Origin of the sequence: Paenibacillus sp. JDR-2 (assembly GCF_000023585.1) — a bacterium.
In the GTDB taxonomy this organism is placed as follows: domain Bacteria; phylum Bacillota; class Bacilli; order Paenibacillales; family Paenibacillaceae; genus Pristimantibacillus.
The window spans coordinates 4,071,526-4,090,138 of sequence record NC_012914.1 but is presented as its reverse complement, the minus strand read 5'-3'; the positions used below and the strand labels follow the sequence as shown (position 1 = coordinate 4,090,138).

General features: G+C 50.1%; 15 protein-coding genes. 13 read left to right on the top strand and 2 right to left on the bottom strand.

Features of this window, described 5'->3' with window-relative positions; all coding sequences use genetic code 11:
* Nucleotides 1-8: 8 nt before the first annotated feature.
* From PJDR2_RS18105 to PJDR2_RS18060, 10 genes are all read left to right on the top strand, one after another.
* The gene (locus PJDR2_RS18105; RefSeq protein ID WP_015845166.1) at nucleotides 9-1,181 is read left to right on the top strand and encodes a benzoate/H(+) symporter BenE family transporter; all 1,173 of its coding nucleotides are present in this window, start codon (nucleotides 9-11) and stop codon (nucleotides 1,179-1,181) included.
* A complete protein-coding gene (locus tag PJDR2_RS18100; RefSeq protein ID WP_015845165.1) occupies nucleotides 1,171-2,331 on the top strand; it encodes a MalY/PatB family protein in 1,161 nt (386 codons plus the stop codon). Before PJDR2_RS18105 ends, PJDR2_RS18100 begins: the two co-directional genes overlap by 11 nt.
* A gap of 310 nt (nucleotides 2,332-2,641) precedes the next feature.
* Nucleotides 2,642-4,102: an ABC transporter substrate-binding protein gene (locus PJDR2_RS18095; protein WP_015845164.1), complete on the top strand. Its 1,461-nt coding sequence runs from the start codon at nucleotides 2,642-2,644 to the stop codon at nucleotides 4,100-4,102.
* Nucleotides 4,099-5,004, top strand: coding sequence for a carbohydrate ABC transporter permease (locus tag PJDR2_RS18090; RefSeq protein WP_015845163.1), 906 nt, complete (start codon nucleotides 4,099-4,101; stop codon nucleotides 5,002-5,004). The genes PJDR2_RS18095 and PJDR2_RS18090 overlap by 4 nt, the downstream gene beginning before the upstream one ends.
* Nucleotides 5,001-5,834 (top strand): carbohydrate ABC transporter permease, encoded by an 834-nt coding sequence (locus tag PJDR2_RS18085; RefSeq protein WP_015845162.1) that lies wholly within the window; start codon nucleotides 5,001-5,003, stop codon nucleotides 5,832-5,834. The genes PJDR2_RS18090 and PJDR2_RS18085 overlap by 4 nt, the downstream gene beginning before the upstream one ends.
* A gap of 105 nt (nucleotides 5,835-5,939) precedes the next feature.
* Nucleotides 5,940-6,950: a LacI family DNA-binding transcriptional regulator gene (locus PJDR2_RS18080; protein ID WP_015845161.1), complete on the top strand. Its 1,011-nt coding sequence runs from the start codon at nucleotides 5,940-5,942 to the stop codon at nucleotides 6,948-6,950.
* A gap of 73 nt (nucleotides 6,951-7,023) precedes the next feature.
* The gene (locus PJDR2_RS18075; RefSeq protein WP_015845160.1) at nucleotides 7,024-8,061 is read left to right on the top strand and encodes a zinc-dependent alcohol dehydrogenase family protein; all 1,038 of its coding nucleotides are present in this window, start codon (nucleotides 7,024-7,026) and stop codon (nucleotides 8,059-8,061) included.
* On the top strand, nucleotides 8,058-9,098 hold the full coding sequence (locus PJDR2_RS18070) for a Gfo/Idh/MocA family protein (RefSeq protein WP_015845159.1): 1,041 nt from the start codon (nucleotides 8,058-8,060) through the stop codon (nucleotides 9,096-9,098). The genes PJDR2_RS18075 and PJDR2_RS18070 overlap by 4 nt, the downstream gene beginning before the upstream one ends.
* A gap of 26 nt (nucleotides 9,099-9,124) precedes the next feature.
* Nucleotides 9,125-9,907 carry a Cof-type HAD-IIB family hydrolase gene (locus PJDR2_RS18065; RefSeq protein ID WP_015845158.1) on the top strand — a complete coding sequence of 261 codons (783 nt, stop codon included), beginning with the start codon at nucleotides 9,125-9,127 and terminating at the stop codon, nucleotides 9,905-9,907.
* A gap of 34 nt (nucleotides 9,908-9,941) precedes the next feature.
* The gene (locus tag PJDR2_RS18060; RefSeq protein WP_049790057.1) at nucleotides 9,942-11,912 is read left to right on the top strand and encodes a glycoside hydrolase family 127 protein; all 1,971 of its coding nucleotides are present in this window, start codon (nucleotides 9,942-9,944) and stop codon (nucleotides 11,910-11,912) included.
* 48 nt (nucleotides 11,913-11,960) lie between these two features.
* On the opposite strand, the gene PJDR2_RS18055 is transcribed toward PJDR2_RS18060, so the two are convergent.
* On the bottom strand, nucleotides 11,961-12,833 hold the full coding sequence (locus tag PJDR2_RS18055; protein ID WP_015845156.1) for a dihydrodipicolinate synthase family protein: 873 nt from the start codon (nucleotides 12,831-12,833) through the stop codon (nucleotides 11,961-11,963).
* A 142-nt stretch (nucleotides 12,834-12,975) separates the two neighbouring features.
* Between PJDR2_RS18055 and PJDR2_RS18050 the strand changes: the two genes are divergently transcribed.
* Both PJDR2_RS18050 and PJDR2_RS18045 read left to right on the top strand, forming a co-directional pair.
* Entirely contained in the window at nucleotides 12,976-13,776 is an 801-nt protein-coding gene (locus PJDR2_RS18050) for a hypothetical protein (protein WP_041613503.1), read from the top strand.
* On the top strand, nucleotides 13,773-14,456 hold the full coding sequence (locus tag PJDR2_RS18045) for an HAD family hydrolase (protein WP_015845155.1): 684 nt from the start codon (nucleotides 13,773-13,775) through the stop codon (nucleotides 14,454-14,456). Before PJDR2_RS18050 ends, PJDR2_RS18045 begins: the two co-directional genes overlap by 4 nt.
* A gap of 42 nt (nucleotides 14,457-14,498) precedes the next feature.
* Here PJDR2_RS18045 and PJDR2_RS18040 read toward each other — a convergent pair whose 3' ends face one another.
* On the bottom strand, nucleotides 14,499-17,612 hold the full coding sequence (locus PJDR2_RS18040; RefSeq protein WP_015845154.1) for a glycoside hydrolase family 2 TIM barrel-domain containing protein: 3,114 nt from the start codon (nucleotides 17,610-17,612) through the stop codon (nucleotides 14,499-14,501).
* A 116-nt stretch (nucleotides 17,613-17,728) separates the two neighbouring features.
* Between PJDR2_RS18040 and PJDR2_RS18035 the strand changes: the two genes are divergently transcribed.
* Nucleotides 17,729-18,553: an AraC family transcriptional regulator gene (locus tag PJDR2_RS18035; RefSeq protein WP_015845153.1), complete on the top strand. Its 825-nt coding sequence runs from the start codon at nucleotides 17,729-17,731 to the stop codon at nucleotides 18,551-18,553.
* Nucleotides 18,554-18,613: the final 60 nt, after the last annotated feature.

The window sequence follows — 18,613 nt, the reverse complement described above, 5'->3', positions numbered from 1 at the left end:
GATGTGCCTTGAGGTTTATTACTACGGGAATGATATCCGCCATGCTTGCTTGTACCGGAGGCGCAATCCTGCTTGTCCAAGCGGCGGACCGGGCCGGAATGTCCGATCATGAGCTTTTATCATGGTTCTTTGCCGTTTATGTCGCAGGCGGTGTGTTAAACACGCTGCTTACACTTAAATATAAGATGCCTTTTGCGGGAGCGCATTCCATTACGGGAATTGCTTATATCGGGTCCGTTGCCGCCCATTATACGCTGCCGGAATTAGCGGGGGGATTTATTCTGTCGGGAGTAATCATGATTGCGGCTGGCGGTACGGGGATTTTTGGACGGGCATTGCCCTTGATTCCAAAGCCTATAATCGATTCCTTATTGGCGGGGCTGTTGTTATCCTATGTCTGGGGGATGATTCCGTCTTCCGTACAGCTTCCGCTATGCGGCATTCTAGCCGCTGTCGGTTATTGGTTGGTTCCTCGTTATACGCGGTTTCTGTCGCCGGCCTTATGGGCAATGATCATGGGATTTATTGGTTTGCTCCTTCAGCAGCGCCTTCCGTGGGCGGCTGTTCAAGGGTTACCGTTCGAACTTCCCGCGCTGATCATTCCCGAATTTTCGACTGCCGCTATTTTTTCCATTGCGGTTCCCTTGTCGTTTATCGTGATGAGCAATGACCTGGCTGTGGCTCTTACCGCCTTAAAAAGCCATGAGTATGATCCGCCGGTCAACCGTATTATTAGCGCCTCGGGCTTGGCTTCTATGGCTGCCGGCCTATTTGGCGGGCATGCGGCGAACGTAGGAGGGATGATGACGGCTCTGTGCAGCAGTCCCGAAGCCGGCAATCCCTCGAAACGTATTGGCGCGGCAATAACCTCTAACGGCTTGGTCATTCTATTCGGGTTATTCGCATCCAAATTGATTGGCTGGATTCAGATTTTGCCTGCCCCGTTTATCGCTTTGATGACCGGTATTCCTTTGCTTGGCCTTTTTATGAAGTCAGTCAAATCGGCCGTGCAGCAGCGTTCATACATCGTTCCGTCCACCGTTACCTTTGTTCTGGCTGCTTCGCATCTTAATTTGTTTGGCATATCGGCTCCCTTATGGGCATTGCTGGCGGGAGTTGTGCTATTATATGTTAGGCAGAAGTTTGCGAACAGAAAAGGTGGCATGCAAGATGAAGTATGATTTTGATGAAGTGGTTAACCGGAAAAATACGAACAGCTTCAAGTGGGATTCGGCGAAGGACAAAGAAGATATTGTACCCATGTGGGTTGCAGATATGGATTTCAAGGCAGCGGATCCCATCCTTCGGGCATTGGAGAGCAAGCTGCGGCACGGGGTATTTGGTTATGCCCATTTGCCTGATGCTTATTACGAGGCGGAGATTAATTGGTGGCGGAAGAGACATCGCTGTCAGATTGAAAAAGAATGGATTGCTTTTACGCCCGGCGTTATTCCGGCTTTGGCCGCCATTATTCAGGCTTTCTCGAATCCGGGAGACAAAGTGCTTATTCAAGCGCCGGTGTATAACAGCTTTTATGGCATTATTAAGAGCAACAGCCGCGAGATCGTCGAGAATGACTTGATTAATACGGGCGAGTCGTATGAAATCGACTTTGAAGACTTCGAGAAGAAGGCTTCGGATGAAGCCGTTAAGCTGTTTATTTTGTGCAATCCCCATAACCCGGTAGGAAGAGTATGGAGCAAAGAGGAGCTTGAGCGGTTAAGCGCTATTTGCCAAAAGCACCAGGTTCTTGTTGTGGCCGACGAGATTCATAGGGATCTTGTGTTTGAAGGACAGCCGTATGTCCCGTTTGCTTCGATAGACGCGAATAACTCAATCACCTGCACATCTCCGAGCAAAACCTTTAATATTGCCGGATTAAAGATGGCGAACATCATTACGGCTAACCAGGACTACAGGGAAAAAGTGAAGCAAGTTCTGCTCGTAAGCGGCATTCATGATCCCAATTCGTTTGGGATTGAAGCGTTGATCGCAGCATACAACGAAGGGGAAGAATGGCTGGATCAACTCTTGGCCTATCTGAAAGAGAACCGTGATTATTTCATCGCGTTTGTCCGGGAACGGCTTCCGAATCTCAAGGTTATTGCACCGCAGTCTACGTATTTAATGTGGCTGGATTGCCGAAATCTCGGAATTGGTTCCGAAGAGCTAAGCCGCAAATTATTTGACGAAGCAGGCCTTCGGATCAACGAGGGTTCGACTTACGGAAAAGCCGGAGACGGGTTTATCCGCATTAATATCGGTTGTTCGCGCGCGATCTTGACTGAAGGCCTGAATAGACTCGAAAACGTAATTAAAACAATCAAATAAATGTCGAGCAGTGTCATTTGCCGGTTCCGATTCAGAGTTGGAGCCGGCTTTTTATGTTGGCGTTTTCTGGTATATAACTCCAAAATTACGACGAGTTATCGTTATCGGGATGATCCAAATTGTCCGATTTCTAGAATTGACCATTCCTTAACAATCCTTTTATAATGACGCTGTAAGCTACATTAACGATAATGTTAACGTAAATGGAGGTGCTAAGGGAGCTCGAAACGCAAAAACTGCATCATGACTTGCAACATTGGTTGAAAGAAAAAGAGTGGGGATCTTTAACCAATTTGAGGGAGGTAAGTCTATGAGAAAAACGGCAGGTGTGGCATCGGTAACATTGTTAGCGCTTTCGGTCTTGATGGCCGGCTGCGGCAGCAGCAACGGGAATAACGGCAATAGCGGTACGAACGGTAATTCGGAAGTAAAAGAAACCTCCGGCAATACCGCAGCAGCTTCAACAAATACTCCGGCCGGCAACGCCGGCGGGGAAGAGCCGGTGAAGCATGATCCGGTCACGCTTAAGTATACGTTCTGGGGAAGCCCGAACGAGAAAAAGGTACAGGAAGCGGCGATTAAATCGTTTACGGAGAAATATCCGTGGATCAAGGTTAATACTCTTCATATCCCGGAATCCTATACGACTAAGCTGACAACGATGGCCTCTTCGAATCAGATGCCGGACATTGGACTCTTGAATGGCGATGTTGCGCTGGAATGGGCGTCGCAAGGCCGAATCTATAACATTATGGATTTCCTTGCGAATGATCCGGATGTCAGCGTAAACGATATTTTGCCAAACACCATGTATTACTGGGAAGAAGGGAAGCTGGCTGGCGTTAATGGCGCGCTTGAAGCCTTTGCTTTGTTCTACAACAAGGAGGCGTTTACGGATGCCGGTCTGCCGCTCCCTCCAACCAAAGCCGACGAGGCGTATACTTGGGATCAATTTGTGGAGACGGCGCAAAAGCTGACGCTGGATCAAAAAGGTCGAAATGCGCTTGATCCGGATTTTGATCCAAAGTCGATCAAGCAATTCGGGGTAACGATGCCTCTGTGGGCATACATGAACGGAGTAGTGTCAAACGGCGGACAGTTCGTGAACCAGGATGGTACTCAGTTCAAGCTGGCTGATCCGGAAGCGGCTGAAGCGATTCAGCAATGGGCCGATCTGATTAACAAATACCATGTCGCTCCATCGCCAACCCAGTCGAAGAACATTCCTTCCGGCGCCAATGCATTGTCCTCCCGCAAGGTGGCTATGACGCTTGACGGCCAGTGGAGTCTGGTTGATCTTGGCGCGGCGAAAAAGCTGAATTTCGGAATTGGCGTAGCGCCAGTTATGAAGAACAAAGCGACGATGACCTTAGGCGAACCGATCGTCATTTTTAAGGATACCAAACACCCGGAAGAAGCTTGGATGCTGTACAAGTGGATGATGAATCCGGAAAACACGCTGGAGCTGCAAACAAGCGGACTTTGGATGCCGGTTCTGAAAAAATGGTACGAAAATGCGGATTTGGTTGCGAAATGGGCGGCCGGCAATCCGGCTCATCCGGAAGGCTACCAGGACGCGGTGATGAGAAACGCCTTTGACAACGGCTTCCCGAATACTTCCTACTACGTGAAGAACTTGTCCAAAATCAACAGCATGATCGACCCGGCTCTCGAGCAGGTCTGGCTCGGCAAGACAACGGCGCAGGAAGCTTTAAGCAAGATCAAGCCTCAAGTGGAAAAAGAACTGAAAGGGGTCTATACGGAGCGATGATCACCGGGAGGAAGCTTTGGAATAAAGAGGCCCGGGCCGGCATACTGTTCGCGTCACCGGTTATTGCCGGATTTCTGATCTTCGTCCTGGGGCCGATGATTGCCAGCTTTATATTCAGCTTGTCGGAATACAACGTCATCACTCCCTTGAAAATGATCGGCTTCTCCAACTATGCCGACTTGTTCGACGGAACGGACCCGCTGTTCTACAAGTCGCTTGGCGTTACGGCTTATTATGTCATCCTGAGCGTGCCTTTGCAGATTTTGCTGGCGTTTATGGTGGCGCTGCTGCTTAATCATCCGATCAAAGGGAAGGCATTCTTCCGTACCGTCTTTTACATGCCAACGATAGTTCCAGCGGTAGCTTCGTCCATGATCTGGCTGTGGTTGTTTGATCCGGATCTTGGTCTGCTTAATCAGCTGCTCAAAGTATTCGGCATTCCCGGACTGCAGTGGATTTATTCCGAGAATCTGGCCGTACCGTCCCTGGTCTTGATGAGTCTATGGACGATTGGCGGCACGATGGTAATCTTCCTGGCCGGGCTTCAAGGCATTCCGAAGCATCTGTACGAATCGGTGGAGGTTGACGGCGGCGGCCCGCTGCATAAGCTGTTCTCCATTACGATACCGCTGATGACGCCAACGATCTTCTTTAATCTGATCATGGGATTCATCGGAAGCTTTCAGGTATTCGGGCAGGCTTACATTATGACGCAGGGCGGGCCGAACAACGCAACGTTGTTCTACTCCTATTATCTGTACCGCGAAGCGTTTGAGTTCTCCAGCATGGGAAGCGCATCGGCTATTGCCTGGATCATGTTCCTGGTTATCCTGGCGCTGACTCTGATGGTGTTCAAGACTTCCGCCTTTTGGGTGTACAGCGAAAGCGAGGGGAAACGATGATCAGAGGCCGGTTATTATCCAAATCCATCATCTATTTGCTGCTCGCTGCCGGAACTTGTCTTTGTCTGTTTCCTTTCTACTGGCTGCTTCGGAGTTCGTTTATGGACCAATCGGATATCTTTGTTATCCCGCCGATCTGGATACCCCATGACTGGTTGATCAGCAACTACCGGGAGGCTATGACGATCCTGCCGTTCAACCGGTATTTTCTGAACACCTTTATTATCGTTGTGCTGGAGGTATCCGGGGTTGTTCTGTCGAGCTCGATTTGCGCTTATTCGTTTGCGAGACTGCGATGGCCTGGGAGAAACCTCGTATTTATGGTCATCTTGACCAGCATGATGCTCCCTGGAGCGGTAACGCTAATCCCTCAATATGTCGGATGGGCGAAGCTTGGGGCGACCAACACGTTTATCCCGTTGACGCTGCCGGCATGGTTCGGCGGCGGAGCGTTTAACGTATTCTTGCTTAGGCAGTTCTTTATGACCATTCCGAAAGAGCTGGATGAAGCCGCATTGGTTGACGGAGCTGGTTACTTCCGGATCTACAGCCGGATTATGCTGCCGCTTCTTGTACCTGCGCTTGTTGTTGTCGGATTATTCTCTTTCCTGAACGGCTGGAACGACTTTATGGGTCCGCTCATTTATTTGAGCGACGAGAAGCTGTATACCCTTGCGCTTGGGCTGCAAACCTTCAAGGGCATGTATAATGCGCAGTGGCATTTAATGATGGCAGCGACAACCGTCGTGCTTCTGCCGGCGATGCTGGTCTTTTTCCTAGGGCAGAAATATTTTGTAGAAGGCATCGTCATGACCGGTTTAAAAGGTTAACAAGCTGTTCTCCTCTAGATAATTGACTCCAAAAATTTCAAGTGCTAATCTATTTATCAAACAAGAGAGTCTAGCAAACACATTCTAGTAGCTGGGGGAGAACGCATGGAAGGCAGGAAAGTGACACTGAAGGATCTGGCCGTCAAAGCCGGGCTTTCGGTCAACACCATCTCAAGAGCTTTGAAGGACAAAGAGGATATCGCAGCCTCCACCCGGCAGATGATTAAGGATTTAGCCAAGGAAATGGGTTATGTCGGCAACGCGCTTGCCGGTTCGCTCCGTTCGGGGCTGACCCGCACGATTGCGGTTATCGTCAGCGATGTAGCCAACCCGCACTTCGGTATTATGGTGAAGGAAATCGAGAAGTCGGCGCGCAAGCATCATTACACGATCTTTGTCATTAACACGGAAGATGATTACGAGATGGAAGAGAGGGCCATCTACACCGCTATCGGCAAAAATGTGGATGCGATTATCATCTGTCCTTCCCAGCGCGGAGCCGATAACATTCGGTTTCTGCAGAAAAACGGCGTGCCGTTCGTGCTGATCGGCAGAAGGTTCAAGGATGAGCCGGAATTCGATTACGTGATCTGCGATGATGAGAAGGGCGGATATCTCGCAACAAAGCATTTAATCGACAGCGGACACAAGAGAGTGTTGTTCCTGAACGGTCCAATCCGGATTTCCAGTGCGCAGGAACGGCTCGAAGGGTATAAGCGGGCGCATGAGGAAGCGGGCTTGCCTGTAATGGAGGAGCTGATTGTTGAAGTTGGAGCTTCCGCGGGAGATACAAGGCAGGTTATGAAGCAGCTAATCGAGCAGCAGACGGAGTTTACCGGGATCTTTGCTTTTAATGATGTAATCGCCTGGGAAACGGCATATGTATTAAGCAAGTACAGCTATAAAGTGCCGGAAGATTATTCGGTCATCGGCTTCGACAATATTCAGTCGCGGATTTTTATTCCGTTCCAGCTGTCCTCGGTCAGCAATTCCAAGGGTAAAATGTCTAAACGGGCCGTCGATATCGTCTTGCACAAGATTAATCATCCGGATTCGAATCAAAAGTTTAACGAGATTATCGATACCAAGCTGGTCTTAAGGGAAAGCACCAGATAATTGCAGATGGGATGCGGCCCTTTTCACCCTAATACATGAACGATAATGTGAACGGTTAAGGAGATGGAAGAAGATGAGTCAAGTAATCCATGTACCACAAACAATGAACATTCCGCTTTTTGTAGGCCAAGGTAAAATCGAATACGGCGAGAAGCCGGTACCCTTACCGGGCAAAGGACAGCTGCTGCTGCAGGTAAAAGCGAACGCTCTTTGCGGCTCGGACCGCAGCCAGTTCCATGACGGAAGCACTACCGTTCCCGGTCATGAAGCGGCGGGGATTGTCGTCGGCGCAGGTGATGGGGCAACAACGGTAATCGGGACGCCGGGCGTTGTGTTCCTGATGGACTTCTGCGGAGAATGCCGAAGCTGCAAGCTTGGCTTCACGAACCAATGTCTGAACAAGAGAGCGGATTACGGCTTCACGCATGATGGAGGCTATACGCCTTATATCGTTGTTAATGAAAACGTCTTCTTCCCGATTGATCCGTCTATTCCGCTGGCTGACGCAACCATGCTTCTCGATATTATGGGCACGGGAGGACACGCCATTAAACGCGCAAAACTGGTTCATCCGGATGTTCAGTCCGTTCTTATTGCGGGAGCAGGCCCTATCGGTCTTGGCGTGCTTGCCATGGCGAAGCTGCTGCTTGGCGAAGAAACTCCGGTCTTTATTATGGATTACGTCGATTATCGTCTGGAGCTTGCGGAGAAGATGGGAGCTATTCCGGTGCAGCTGGCTGATCAGTCGGTTCAGGAGGTCATCAAGGCTGCCGGTCTTGAAGGCGCGGATATTGCCATTGATACAAGCGGCAAAACATCCGGCCGCCGTACTTCCCTGGATGCGCTTAACCAGCGAGGCGTACTGGTCTGCGTGGGTCATGGGCAAGAGCTGAATCTCGGCGTATCCAATGATGTTATTGCTCCTGAGCGCGCCGTGCTTGGAAGCGAATATTTCCAATTTAACGAGCTGGCGGAGAATCATGCCCTTATTCTTAAGCATCTTCCTTACTTGCAGCAGATTATTACGCATAGATACGGCCTTGATCAGATTCAGGAGGCTTACGAGCTGTTCTTCCAAGGCAATACCGGAAAGGTGCTAATCGAACAATGAACAATGCGGACAAAAAGCTGAAGGTAGCCTTAATCGGTGCCGGAGGAGCAGTAAGCAGCCGCGGAAGATCGGAAGGCTTCCAATCGGCGGGCAGCTGGGGCCTGCAGCATGCACGGATCTGGGAAGCAAGACCGGACGTGGACTTCTGCGCTATAGTGGGAAGAAACGCTGCCCGGACAGAGGAAAAAGCGGAGTTGTTCGGAACAAAAGCGTATACGCGGATTGCCGGTATGCTTGAAAAAGAAACGCCGGATTTGGTCAGCATGTGCCTGCCGAATCAGGGGCATTTCGAAGCTACGTTGGAGGTTATCCAGGCGGGTTTTCCGTTATTGGTCGAGAAGCCGCTGGTGTTCAGCTTGAAGGAAGCCGACATTCTGCTTAATGAAGCGGCTAAGCGTAACGTATTTTTCGCGATCAACTTCAACCACCGGTACGCTAAGCCCGTACAGCTGGCGCATACAGCCATTCAGGAAGGAAAGCTCGGCGAGCTTTCCTTCGCAACCTGGCGCTTTGGCGGTGAAGGAAGCAGCGATCATCCGCATGCCAATCTGATAGAAACGCAATGCCATGGCTTTGATATGCTGGAGTATTTATGCGGACCGGTTGAATCGGTTATGGCGGAAATGACGGATAAGACGGGCGGAGGTTACCGGACATTGTCGCTTGCCTTGCGTTTCGAGGACGGAGCTGTTGGCAGTCTGGTGGGAAGCTATGATTCTTCCTATGCTTATCCGGATACGCACCGCGTCGAGATTAACGGCTCGCTTGGCCGATGCGTCATTCAGGACACGGTGAAGAAATATACGTTCCATGCCGCTGGCAATGAGGTCGGGGAAAGCTGGGAAGCCGGTTATTTCAACGACGCGGACCGCGATTTTCACCGTACTTTTGATACGCATATTGATGCGTTGCTTCAGGCCTTGCGTAACGGCGAAGCGCCTCCGGTTCATGCCTCGGCAGGTTACCGGGCATTGTTAATTGCGGAAGCGGCAATCCAATCCTACGAACTTGGGCGTAGAGTTCGCGTGGAGAAGTAAAAAGACGGAGAGGTGGAGGATGAGCGTTGATTAAGCTCTTTGTATCGGATATTGACGGCACCTTAATGGATAGAAGCAAACAGATTCGCAAGGAGGATATCGACGCCATCCGCTTGGCACACCGGCAGGGCGTCCATATCTGTCTGGCTTCCGGACGGATGCATGAGGAGATCAAGGTTGTCATGGAGATGCTTGGCGTACCCTGCTACGCGGTTTGCCAGAACGGGGCAACCATTGTGGACCAGGATGGAACCGTCATTCGGGCCAGCAAGTTCCAGGCAGATCTGGCACTTGCCGTGCAGCAGCTGACAGCGCCGGCCGAGCTGGTTACCGTTATTTGCGGCAGCGAGGGTAATTACGTTGCCGGGCAAACGGCAGAGACGGAGCGTGTAGGCACACGCTTCCTGACACCGTTAATCGAGCGCCGCCAAGTCATTGAAGATATGGCAAACGGAATGCCGGTCACGAAGTTTTCCGTCTATGGCGAGGTTCCACTGCTGGAGCAGATGCTTGTGACCTTGGATGAGCGGTTCGCAGACCGGATTACGGCATCGTTCTCCGACCCTGACGGCATTGATGTCATGCCTGGCGGCGTAGATAAAGGCGCGGCTGTTGAAGCTCTAATGCAATTATTAGATGTCCGCAGGGAAGAGACGGCATGTATTGGCGATTCGTTCAACGATTTGGCGATGTTCCGCATTTGCTCCCGCAGTTTTGCCATGTCCCATGCTCACGGAACTGTTCTGACAACGGCCACCCATCAGGCGGCCAGCGTTGGTCAAGCTTTAAATGATTTGCTTGCGGTATGAATATAATTCCATTCCATGCGAAGGGGTGTCCAAGTTGACTTCCAAAGCAACCCAGCTTAATAAGAAACCAACAACCTACAAGTATCAGACGGTGAACAACGTACCCGTTCAAGCCGTCCGCATCCAGGATGCGTTCTGGGAGCCGAAATTAAAGGTACTGCATGAAGTAACCGCTTATGATGTGCTGCATAAATTCGAGAATGACGGAGCTATGCGGAATTTTGATTTTGTGGCGGAGGGAACCGGCGGATTCCATTCCGGGGAGCCTTGGTTCGATGGACTCGTCTATGAAACCATCCGCGGGATCTCCGATATTCTGGCCGTTTCCCAAGATGAGCGATTGGGTGGCAGAGTCGACGATATTATCGAGAAAATCGTCCGTGCCCAAGAGGCTGGCGGCGACGGATACCTCAATACTTACACGCAGCTTGACCGTCCCGGCCAGCGCTGGGGCGAGAACGGCGGATTCCTGAGATGGCAGCATGATGTGTATAATGCCGGCTGTCTGATTGAAGCAGCGGTTCATCATTATAAGGCGACGGGTAAAACAACCCTGCTCAAAGCAGCGGTTCAATATGCCAACCATATGAGCGGCATTATGGGACCACCGCCCAAACGGAACATCGTCCCGGCTCACTCGCTGCCGGAGGAGGCGGTTCTGAAGCTGTATCAATTGGCTTTGGATGAGCCGGAGCTTGGCGCGGTAATGAAGGTTCCTTTTATTGCACCCAATTATCTGGAGCTTGCTACCTTCTGGATTCATAATCGGGGCAATCATGAAGGCAGATACTCGCATGGCGGGGAATATGCGCAAGATCATAAGCCGGTGCTGGAGCAGGAGGAAGCGGTTGGGCATGCGGTACGCGCGACGTTGCTGTACACGGGTCTGACGGCTCTTTATCTATGCACGGGCGAAGTGCCTTACTTAGAGACCGCAAAGAAGCTATGGGATAATATTTCGCACCAGAAATCGCATGTTACCGGCGGTGTTGGCGCGGTTCACCATGACGAGAAGTTTGGCGCAAACTATGAATTGCCGGATAACGGTTATTTGGAGACTTGCGCCGGCGTTGGCATGGGCTTCTTCAGCTGGAATCTGTTCCTTGCTACCGGAGAAAGCCGCTATATCGATAAGCTGGAGACGATTATCTACAATATCGTACTGGCGGGACGTTCGATGGACGGGCATAAATACTTTTACGAGAATCCGCTGGTCAGCAAAGGCGGCCATAACCGCTGGGAATGGCATAGCTGCCCTTGCTGCCCGCCGATGATTATGAAGCTTATGCCTGAGCTGGCTTCCTATATTTACGCCTATGACGGCAAGGGAGCGTTCATCAATCTGTACATTGGAAGCGAAAGCGAATTGCTTATCGGAGATGTACCTGTAACGGTTAAGCAGCAAACGAATTATCCGTGGTCGGGAGCAGTTGGAATTACGGTTACGCCGGAGCGGGATGCCGAGTTTGACCTGCGGCTGCGAATTCCGGAATGGTGCGGGCAGTATGCGATCCGAGTGAATGATCAGGCAGCCAATTATGAGCTGGAAAATGGTTATGCCGTCTTGCATCGGGTATGGTCGCCGGGGGACCGGATTCAGCTTGAACTGGATATGCCCGTTCATTTGGTAGAGGTTCATCCGAATGTAACGACGCATGCCGATAAAGCGGCTATCCGTCGAGGACCGGTGCTCTACTGTCTGGAGTCGGTGGATAATGAAAAAGCGGAAAATGGCAGCATTCTCTATACCCGCGAAGCGCTGCGAGAGAATCATATGGACCGCAAGCTGCCGCTTCAGCCTGTATTCGAGACGGAGCATGACGCCAGCTTCTTCGATGGTGCCGTTATCATCCGGACTACGGATGCGGACGGCCGTCCAATTACGGCGGTTCCTTATCCATACTGGAATAACCGTTCCCGGGGCACGATGGTCCTCTGGCTGCAGCATGAGCATCCCGTCAACCAGGAAGGCTGGGAGAATAAGCTGTACCGCAGACTAGAATAGAATGGAGAAGGCGCCTTTGCAATTTAATTGCGAAGGCGCCTTTTTGTTTTACTGCAAGACGGTACGTACCGCTGCTTCTTCCTCAGAGGTGAGAGGAGTAAGCGGTTCGCGGAAGCCGCCCGCTATGATCCCTTGAACTGCAAGGTGGTGGCGGATAACTCTGACCCAGCCGATGCTTCCTAGCAGCTCTAGCTTAGGCTGGAGAATCTCAAATTGTAACGAAGTTTCTGCTTGTTGCCCCGAGCCTAACCGATGAACGATTTCTTTCATTTCTGTAGGGAAGAGGCTGCCTGCGACGCTCGTTAGGCCGTTATAACCTTTTGCGAAATAATCTGCAATGGTAGCGTCGATTCCGGACAACACTTGAAAATCTGCTCCAAGCTCTTCGATAACGCCTTTTACGACATCCGGGTTGCCGGCTTCTTTTAGCGCTTTAATTTGAGAGAATTTCATAACCAGGGCTATTAAGGTTTGAGGCTCTAGATTAAATCCCGTTCGTACGGGATTATTGTAGAGCATCACGGGCAGCGCCGTCGCTGAGCATACCGCTTCAACATATAAAGCGGCTTCGCGTTGGCTTGGGCGGACATAAGGCGGAAAGCCCAGCATAATGGCCGCATGTCCGGCTTTTTCAGCCTCCATCGCCAGTCGGACCGCGTCGCGAGTTCGGATCGCCGCTACTCCTGCGTACAAAGGAATCACTGCAGGAGCGGCTTGCCTGGTCCGTTGATAGAGAAGGATTCTCTCCTCCAAAGACAAGGAGTGCTGTTCCCCGGTTGAACCTCCAACTAGCAGAGCAGGAACCTGTTGTTTTACAAAATATTGAACCATTTGGTGGATTCCTTGTTCGTCAATCGTGTCATCCTGACGGAAAGGCGTAATGATGGCAACGCTATAAGGGGAAAAACGGAATGAAGACATATTTGCTGAGCCTCCTTTATGAAGTAAGAACGTATTCTTTTTCGCTATACTAGCATATTGAATGATTGATAGGAAGGCTGGAATTCGTTATAGTGGGTGGTAGTTGTTGTTTCCAATATTAGGGAGGGCGGTATCGCTGAGCATGCAAACCATGATAGCAACGGATAAGTTTAATCCTCGCAGTTCTCTAATTACCATAATCACAAGCGTACAGGAAAGACTGAAGCAATTATATGCTTGGAGCGGGAATCTAATGGATGACGGCAAGAGATGGGAAGCGGACCATTTCTCTGAACGGAAGACAAATGAAGATTGCTCTGCATGCAGCGGCAATCCGGCTATGATAGACATTGATCCCCGCCGCATGATTGCCTCCGAGCTGTCGCTTAAGCGCGGAGCCGTCCTATTATGGGCAGGCACAAATTGCGGACCGGTCGAAATGATTAAGCAATTGGCCGAGGTACTGGGCATCAGCTATGATCGTCCGTTGGCAGAGCAAGATCCTGTCTTTATTGAAATTTTATCGTACGGTTATAAGAAAGAACTCCTAACTTATAAGCATAAATCTAAACTCAAACAGGGCTTCTACAGGGGTTGCGTGAACGATGTAAAGTTTCTGAGAGATTCCGGCACAACAAGCAAAGGCAATCTAAAAGCTATTGATTATTTTTCAGGACCTGTTCATTGCCCGGATTGCAGCCAAAGCAGTCATTACGACATGGAATGCTTGTCCGTTACGGTAAATGGACTGACGATTAATGTGACTTCGAGATTGTCTATTCCAGAGCTGCTGTTGTTCGTCCGCAATCTTGAATCTGCTGTAAAGACATCAGATACGCCTCCTAAATTAGGGCAGTTGGAAGAGCGCCTATTGCATCTAAATAAAATTGGCTTAAAATATTTGTCTCCCGTTTACCATGCCAACCTGGAGGGATCCTTTTGAGAGTCCAAGCCGTGTTCTTTGATTTGTTCGAAACTTTAATTACCGAGTTTGAGAACGGTGTACGGAAAGCGCCGCGGTCGAATCATTTTGTCGGACAGCTCGGGGTAGATACCAAGCTATTCGAGCAGGAGTGGAAAAAGAGGCAAGTGCAGAGGATGAACGGGACTTTCCCGGATTTCCCTTCCGTATTAAGAGACATACTGAGTACGCTTGGCCATGAAGCAGCCGAAGAAACCATCGACAACATCCATAATGAACGAATTGCTTCCAAGGCTATTCCGTTTAACCAGATAGAGCCTGCTATTCTGGAGATGCTTGGGCAGCTCCGCTTAGCAGGAATTAAGCTATGCCTCATTAGCAATTGCACGCCGGAAGAGGTATCTTCATGGGAAGCCAGCGGACTAGCCGCGTACTTTGATGACGTGATTTTCTCTTATGCGGTAAATACCGCCAAACCTGAGCCGCATATCTACCAGCTAGCCTGTGAACGAATCGGGGTGTCGCCGTCTGACTCCTTATTTATTGGTGACGGAGGCTCAAATGAATTAACCGGTGCGATAAACTCCGGCCTGCAGGCTTACCATGCGACATGGTTTCTTCCCGAAGAACGAGCGGGGAAATGGACGGAGTTTCCGAAGCTGAGGAAACCATCCCAATTAATCGAACTAATCTCCCAATAGAAAACAAGACCATCCTGAACCAGGATGGTCTTGTTTTCTTGTTTAGATCAAAGAAAGGGTGAAGGATAAGCTATAAGTCCGGTTAGCGAATAGCTTATATTCCGGATGAATAGGAGCACCCCAGCTGTCATCGCCGCCAACGCCCATTTGTTTGTCGTTTACGCGTACGACCGTTTTGAACGAGACAGGCAGTTTGTACGGGTGGTCGCTAGCTTCAAGCTCATCCGGCGTCCATGGAAGGGCATTGATCTCCATTACTGCAGCGCTGTCAAAGCGAATACCGTTCCCATCAGCACCGTTTGTAAGCTCTGCATAACGGACATCCGTCTTATTGCCGCATTCCTGAGGGCGCAGGTAAGGGACAAATTGGTCTTTAACCGTACCGCTGTATTGGCCTAATTTAGCGCCTGTTTTACGATCCCAGTAATTATCCTGCGGCCCTAAGCCGTACCAGGAGATAGTATCGAGATTGCCGTCGAGAACGAGCAGCATGCCGAATTCCGGAATTTCAGGAAGCTTGTCGCCGCCAGGCAGCAACTGTTCATGAATATCAATCGAGCCGTTGGAGTGAACCGTATAGCCGATCGTAAGCAAAGATACAGGATTTGTTGCCAGCTGGTGTACGGTTGTGACATGGCAGCGGTCTTGTGCCGCGGTCCAAGTAAACTGAATAAGACGCTTTGTGCTTCCGGCATCCTTCCAAATCGAGCAGCGCTCCGGCATTTTGTTTCCGAAGTCATTATCGGTAGCTGCACGCCAAAAGTTAGGACGAATCGGTTCAAGCAATTTCTCTTTGTCTCCCGAGCGATAGGATACGATATCGCCAGTCAGACGGTTAAAGGTAACCGACAACACGTCATTGCTGATTTGCAGCGACTCGGATTCTTCGTTTAATTGCAGAGGAGCATGGACGGCATCGGTAACATTGCTGTAAACCTCCACCACGCGCGGCGACAATACAAACTGCTCCCAAGCGATTTCATGACCGGCTTCCGCCCATTTCGATTCCTCCGGAATAACGAAGGAAATAGTCAGCACCGCTTCTTGCTCGCAGAACGAAGGGCTATAAGGTATTGTTACCTCCGTAGTCTCGCCTGGTGCCAGCGACACCTTCAGAACATCCTTCTGAACCGTTTTACCTTCATGTTGGATTTCCCATTTCACATCGTAAACGCCAAGGTCCGTGAACAGGTTTTTATTCGTTACGCGAATCGTCTGAGCCGCGAGATTGATATCCGAAATCGAAATGTTCTGGTAGCATTTCTTCACTTCTAACAGCTTTGGAGTTACGGAGCGGTCAGCAAACAGCAGGCCGTTGCCGCTGAAGTTGCCGTCATGCGGGGATTCGCCGAAATCGCCGCCATAGGCCAGATATTCCACGCCGTCAGCTGTTTTGGTCCGGATCGCCTGATCTACCCAATCCCAGATAAATCCGCCTTGCAAAATCTCGTATTTGTCGAACAGCTCCGCGTATTTATGAAGCCCGCCGCAAGAGTTGCCCATCGCATGGGAGTATTCGCACAGAATATAAGGTTTTTTCGGATTATTCAAGGCATATTGCTCTACCTCGTTAGGACGAACATACATCGTGGATTCGATATCCGACGCAGCTTCGGAAGGACGGTAATGGAACACGCCTTCGTAATGCACAATTCTAGTAGGGTCGGCTTCCTTCAAATAATCATGCATAGCGATAAAGTTATCGCCGCCAAAGGATTCATTGCCAAGCGACCAGATGATAACCGAAGGATGATTCTTGTCCCGCTGAAACATCGAATTGCAGCGATCCAGCACGTTGGCTCTCCACTCCGGATGGCTGCCCGGAACCGTATGCGCGGGCAAATCCTGCTGACCGAAGGTCCAGGAACCGTGCGTTTCCAGATTCGTTTCATCAATGACGTATAAACCGTATTCGTCGCATAGCTCATACCAGACCGATTGATTCGGGTAGTGGGAGGTACGAACCGCATTAATGTTATGGGATTTCATGAGCGTGATATCCCGGATCATATCCTCTTTGGATAAAGCCCGGCCGGTATCGCAGGAAAATTCATGGCGGTTTGCGCCTTTGAAAATAATCCGTTTGCCGTTAATCCGCATCAATCCGTCCTTGATCCCGAACGTTCGGAAGCCCACCTTGCTGCTATGCGTTTCGATCAAGCCGGAATTATTCTTAACCGATAACACAAGCGTATATAAATGAGGTGCTTCGGCGCTCCATTTAAGAGGGTTCTCCACATGACCGGACAGCGATAGCTGTTGCTCGCCGTCGCTTGCGAACGAATGGGTAACTGCCACAGGCTCCGTCCATACGGCCTGTTGATTAGCATCATATAATTGGGCTTCAACGCGGATGCCTTCCGATGCTTCGTTAAAATAATTTTCGAGAGTGACGTTAACTGCTAATTCTGCATTACGGTACTCTTCATCCAAGTGGGTACGCGCAAAGAAGTCCGTGATACTCACCTTTGGTTTGGAATACACGTAGACATCGCGGAAAATACCGCTGAGGCGCCAGAAGTCCTGATCCTCCAGCCAGCTTGCATCGCACCACCGGTACACTTCTACGGCCAGCTTATTCTCGCCGCTTGTTAAATAAGGAGTGATATCGAATTCGGACGGGGTAAAGGTGTCCTCGCTATAGCCGACCAACTCGCCGTTCAACCAGACGTAGAAGGCGGATTCAACGCCTTGGAAGCTCAAGTATACCGGTTGACCACTCCAGGATTGCGGAACTTGAAAGCTGCGGATATAGGAACCAACCGGATTATATTTGGTCGGAGCAAAGGGCGGCTGCAATTCCGGTTCCGATTCGATCCATGGATAACGGATATTCGTATATTGCGGATAATCGAAGCCGTGGAACTGCCAATGGGACGGAACGGGCATGTCGGTCCAGCTGCTGGCATCGTAATCCGATTGATAGAAGTTCTGAATGCGCTGATCCGGCGTCTCGGCAAAGGCGAATTTCCAAACCCCGTTTAACGACAGATAACGTTCGGAAGCCGTTTTGTCACCCTTCAAAGCTTCTTCCACAGAGCTGTACGACATCATGGAAGCGTGTGCAGGAAGACGGTTGATTTGGAAGATTTCAGGATTATTGTTCCATTCCGGATAGCCGTTTGCAGGTGGCTGATAATTAAGTTTGGCTCGCAAAATTTTCATCTCCTAAAATTCAATGATAGTATATTCATAGTATAGTGAGGAATGTATACTTATAAAATATAAGGATTTTACATTCATCTCTAAAAATATGAAACGAGGTTTTCCTGATGGAGGGTAATTATTTCTTTCGCTCGCAGGATGAAACATCGGGCCTTCCGCTCTTTGCAACGACGGTAGGCTACTGGGAGCATCAAGTGGAAACCGAACGCCCCGAAGGCTTTCCCGATTACTTGATGCAACAGGTACTGGAGGGCTTTGGAGAGGTTGTTGTGAACGGCAAGGCGTATAAAGTGGAAGCCGGCGATGTTTTTTTTCTCTATCCGGATATTCCTCATTCCTATAAGCCTCTGAATCAGAAATGGAAGGTATCGTGGGTATCGTTTAACGGCCGCGAAGCGGATCAGATGCTGTTGTTCGCCGGAATTAGCGAATCGGGAACAGGAAGACTAAAGACCAATGAGCTTATCAAACCGCTGGAACAGATGTTGACCTTGGCCATGGACAATGACCAGGAGGCCGACCTCGAACGTTCGAAGCTGTTATACGGCCTGTTAATCGATCTCAAATATCAATTGCTGTCCCCGTCCTACTCGGATCAGGAGTTCGACCGGGTGAAGCCGGTCCTTCATTATATTGAAAACAATTTGCAAAGACCGTTAACGCTCATCGAGTTGGCAGGAGTGGCGACCGTTACCCCGCAATATTTATGCAGAATGTTTCAGCAGACGATGAATATCAGACCGATGGAATACATTAACCAGCAGCGCATTAAACGCAGCAAGCAGCTTATGTTCCAGCATCCTGCGATGCGAATGTACGAGATAGCGGGCAGGGTTGGTTTCGAGAGCTCCAGCTATTTCGGCGTCGTATTCCGCAAGCTGAACGGGATGAATCCCGAAGCATTCAAGAAGCTGCACGGATTGGTTCCGTAATCGCATTGACGCTGGGGGCGAAACGGCTTAAAGTTGATCCTGTAAGGGCTTACACAATAG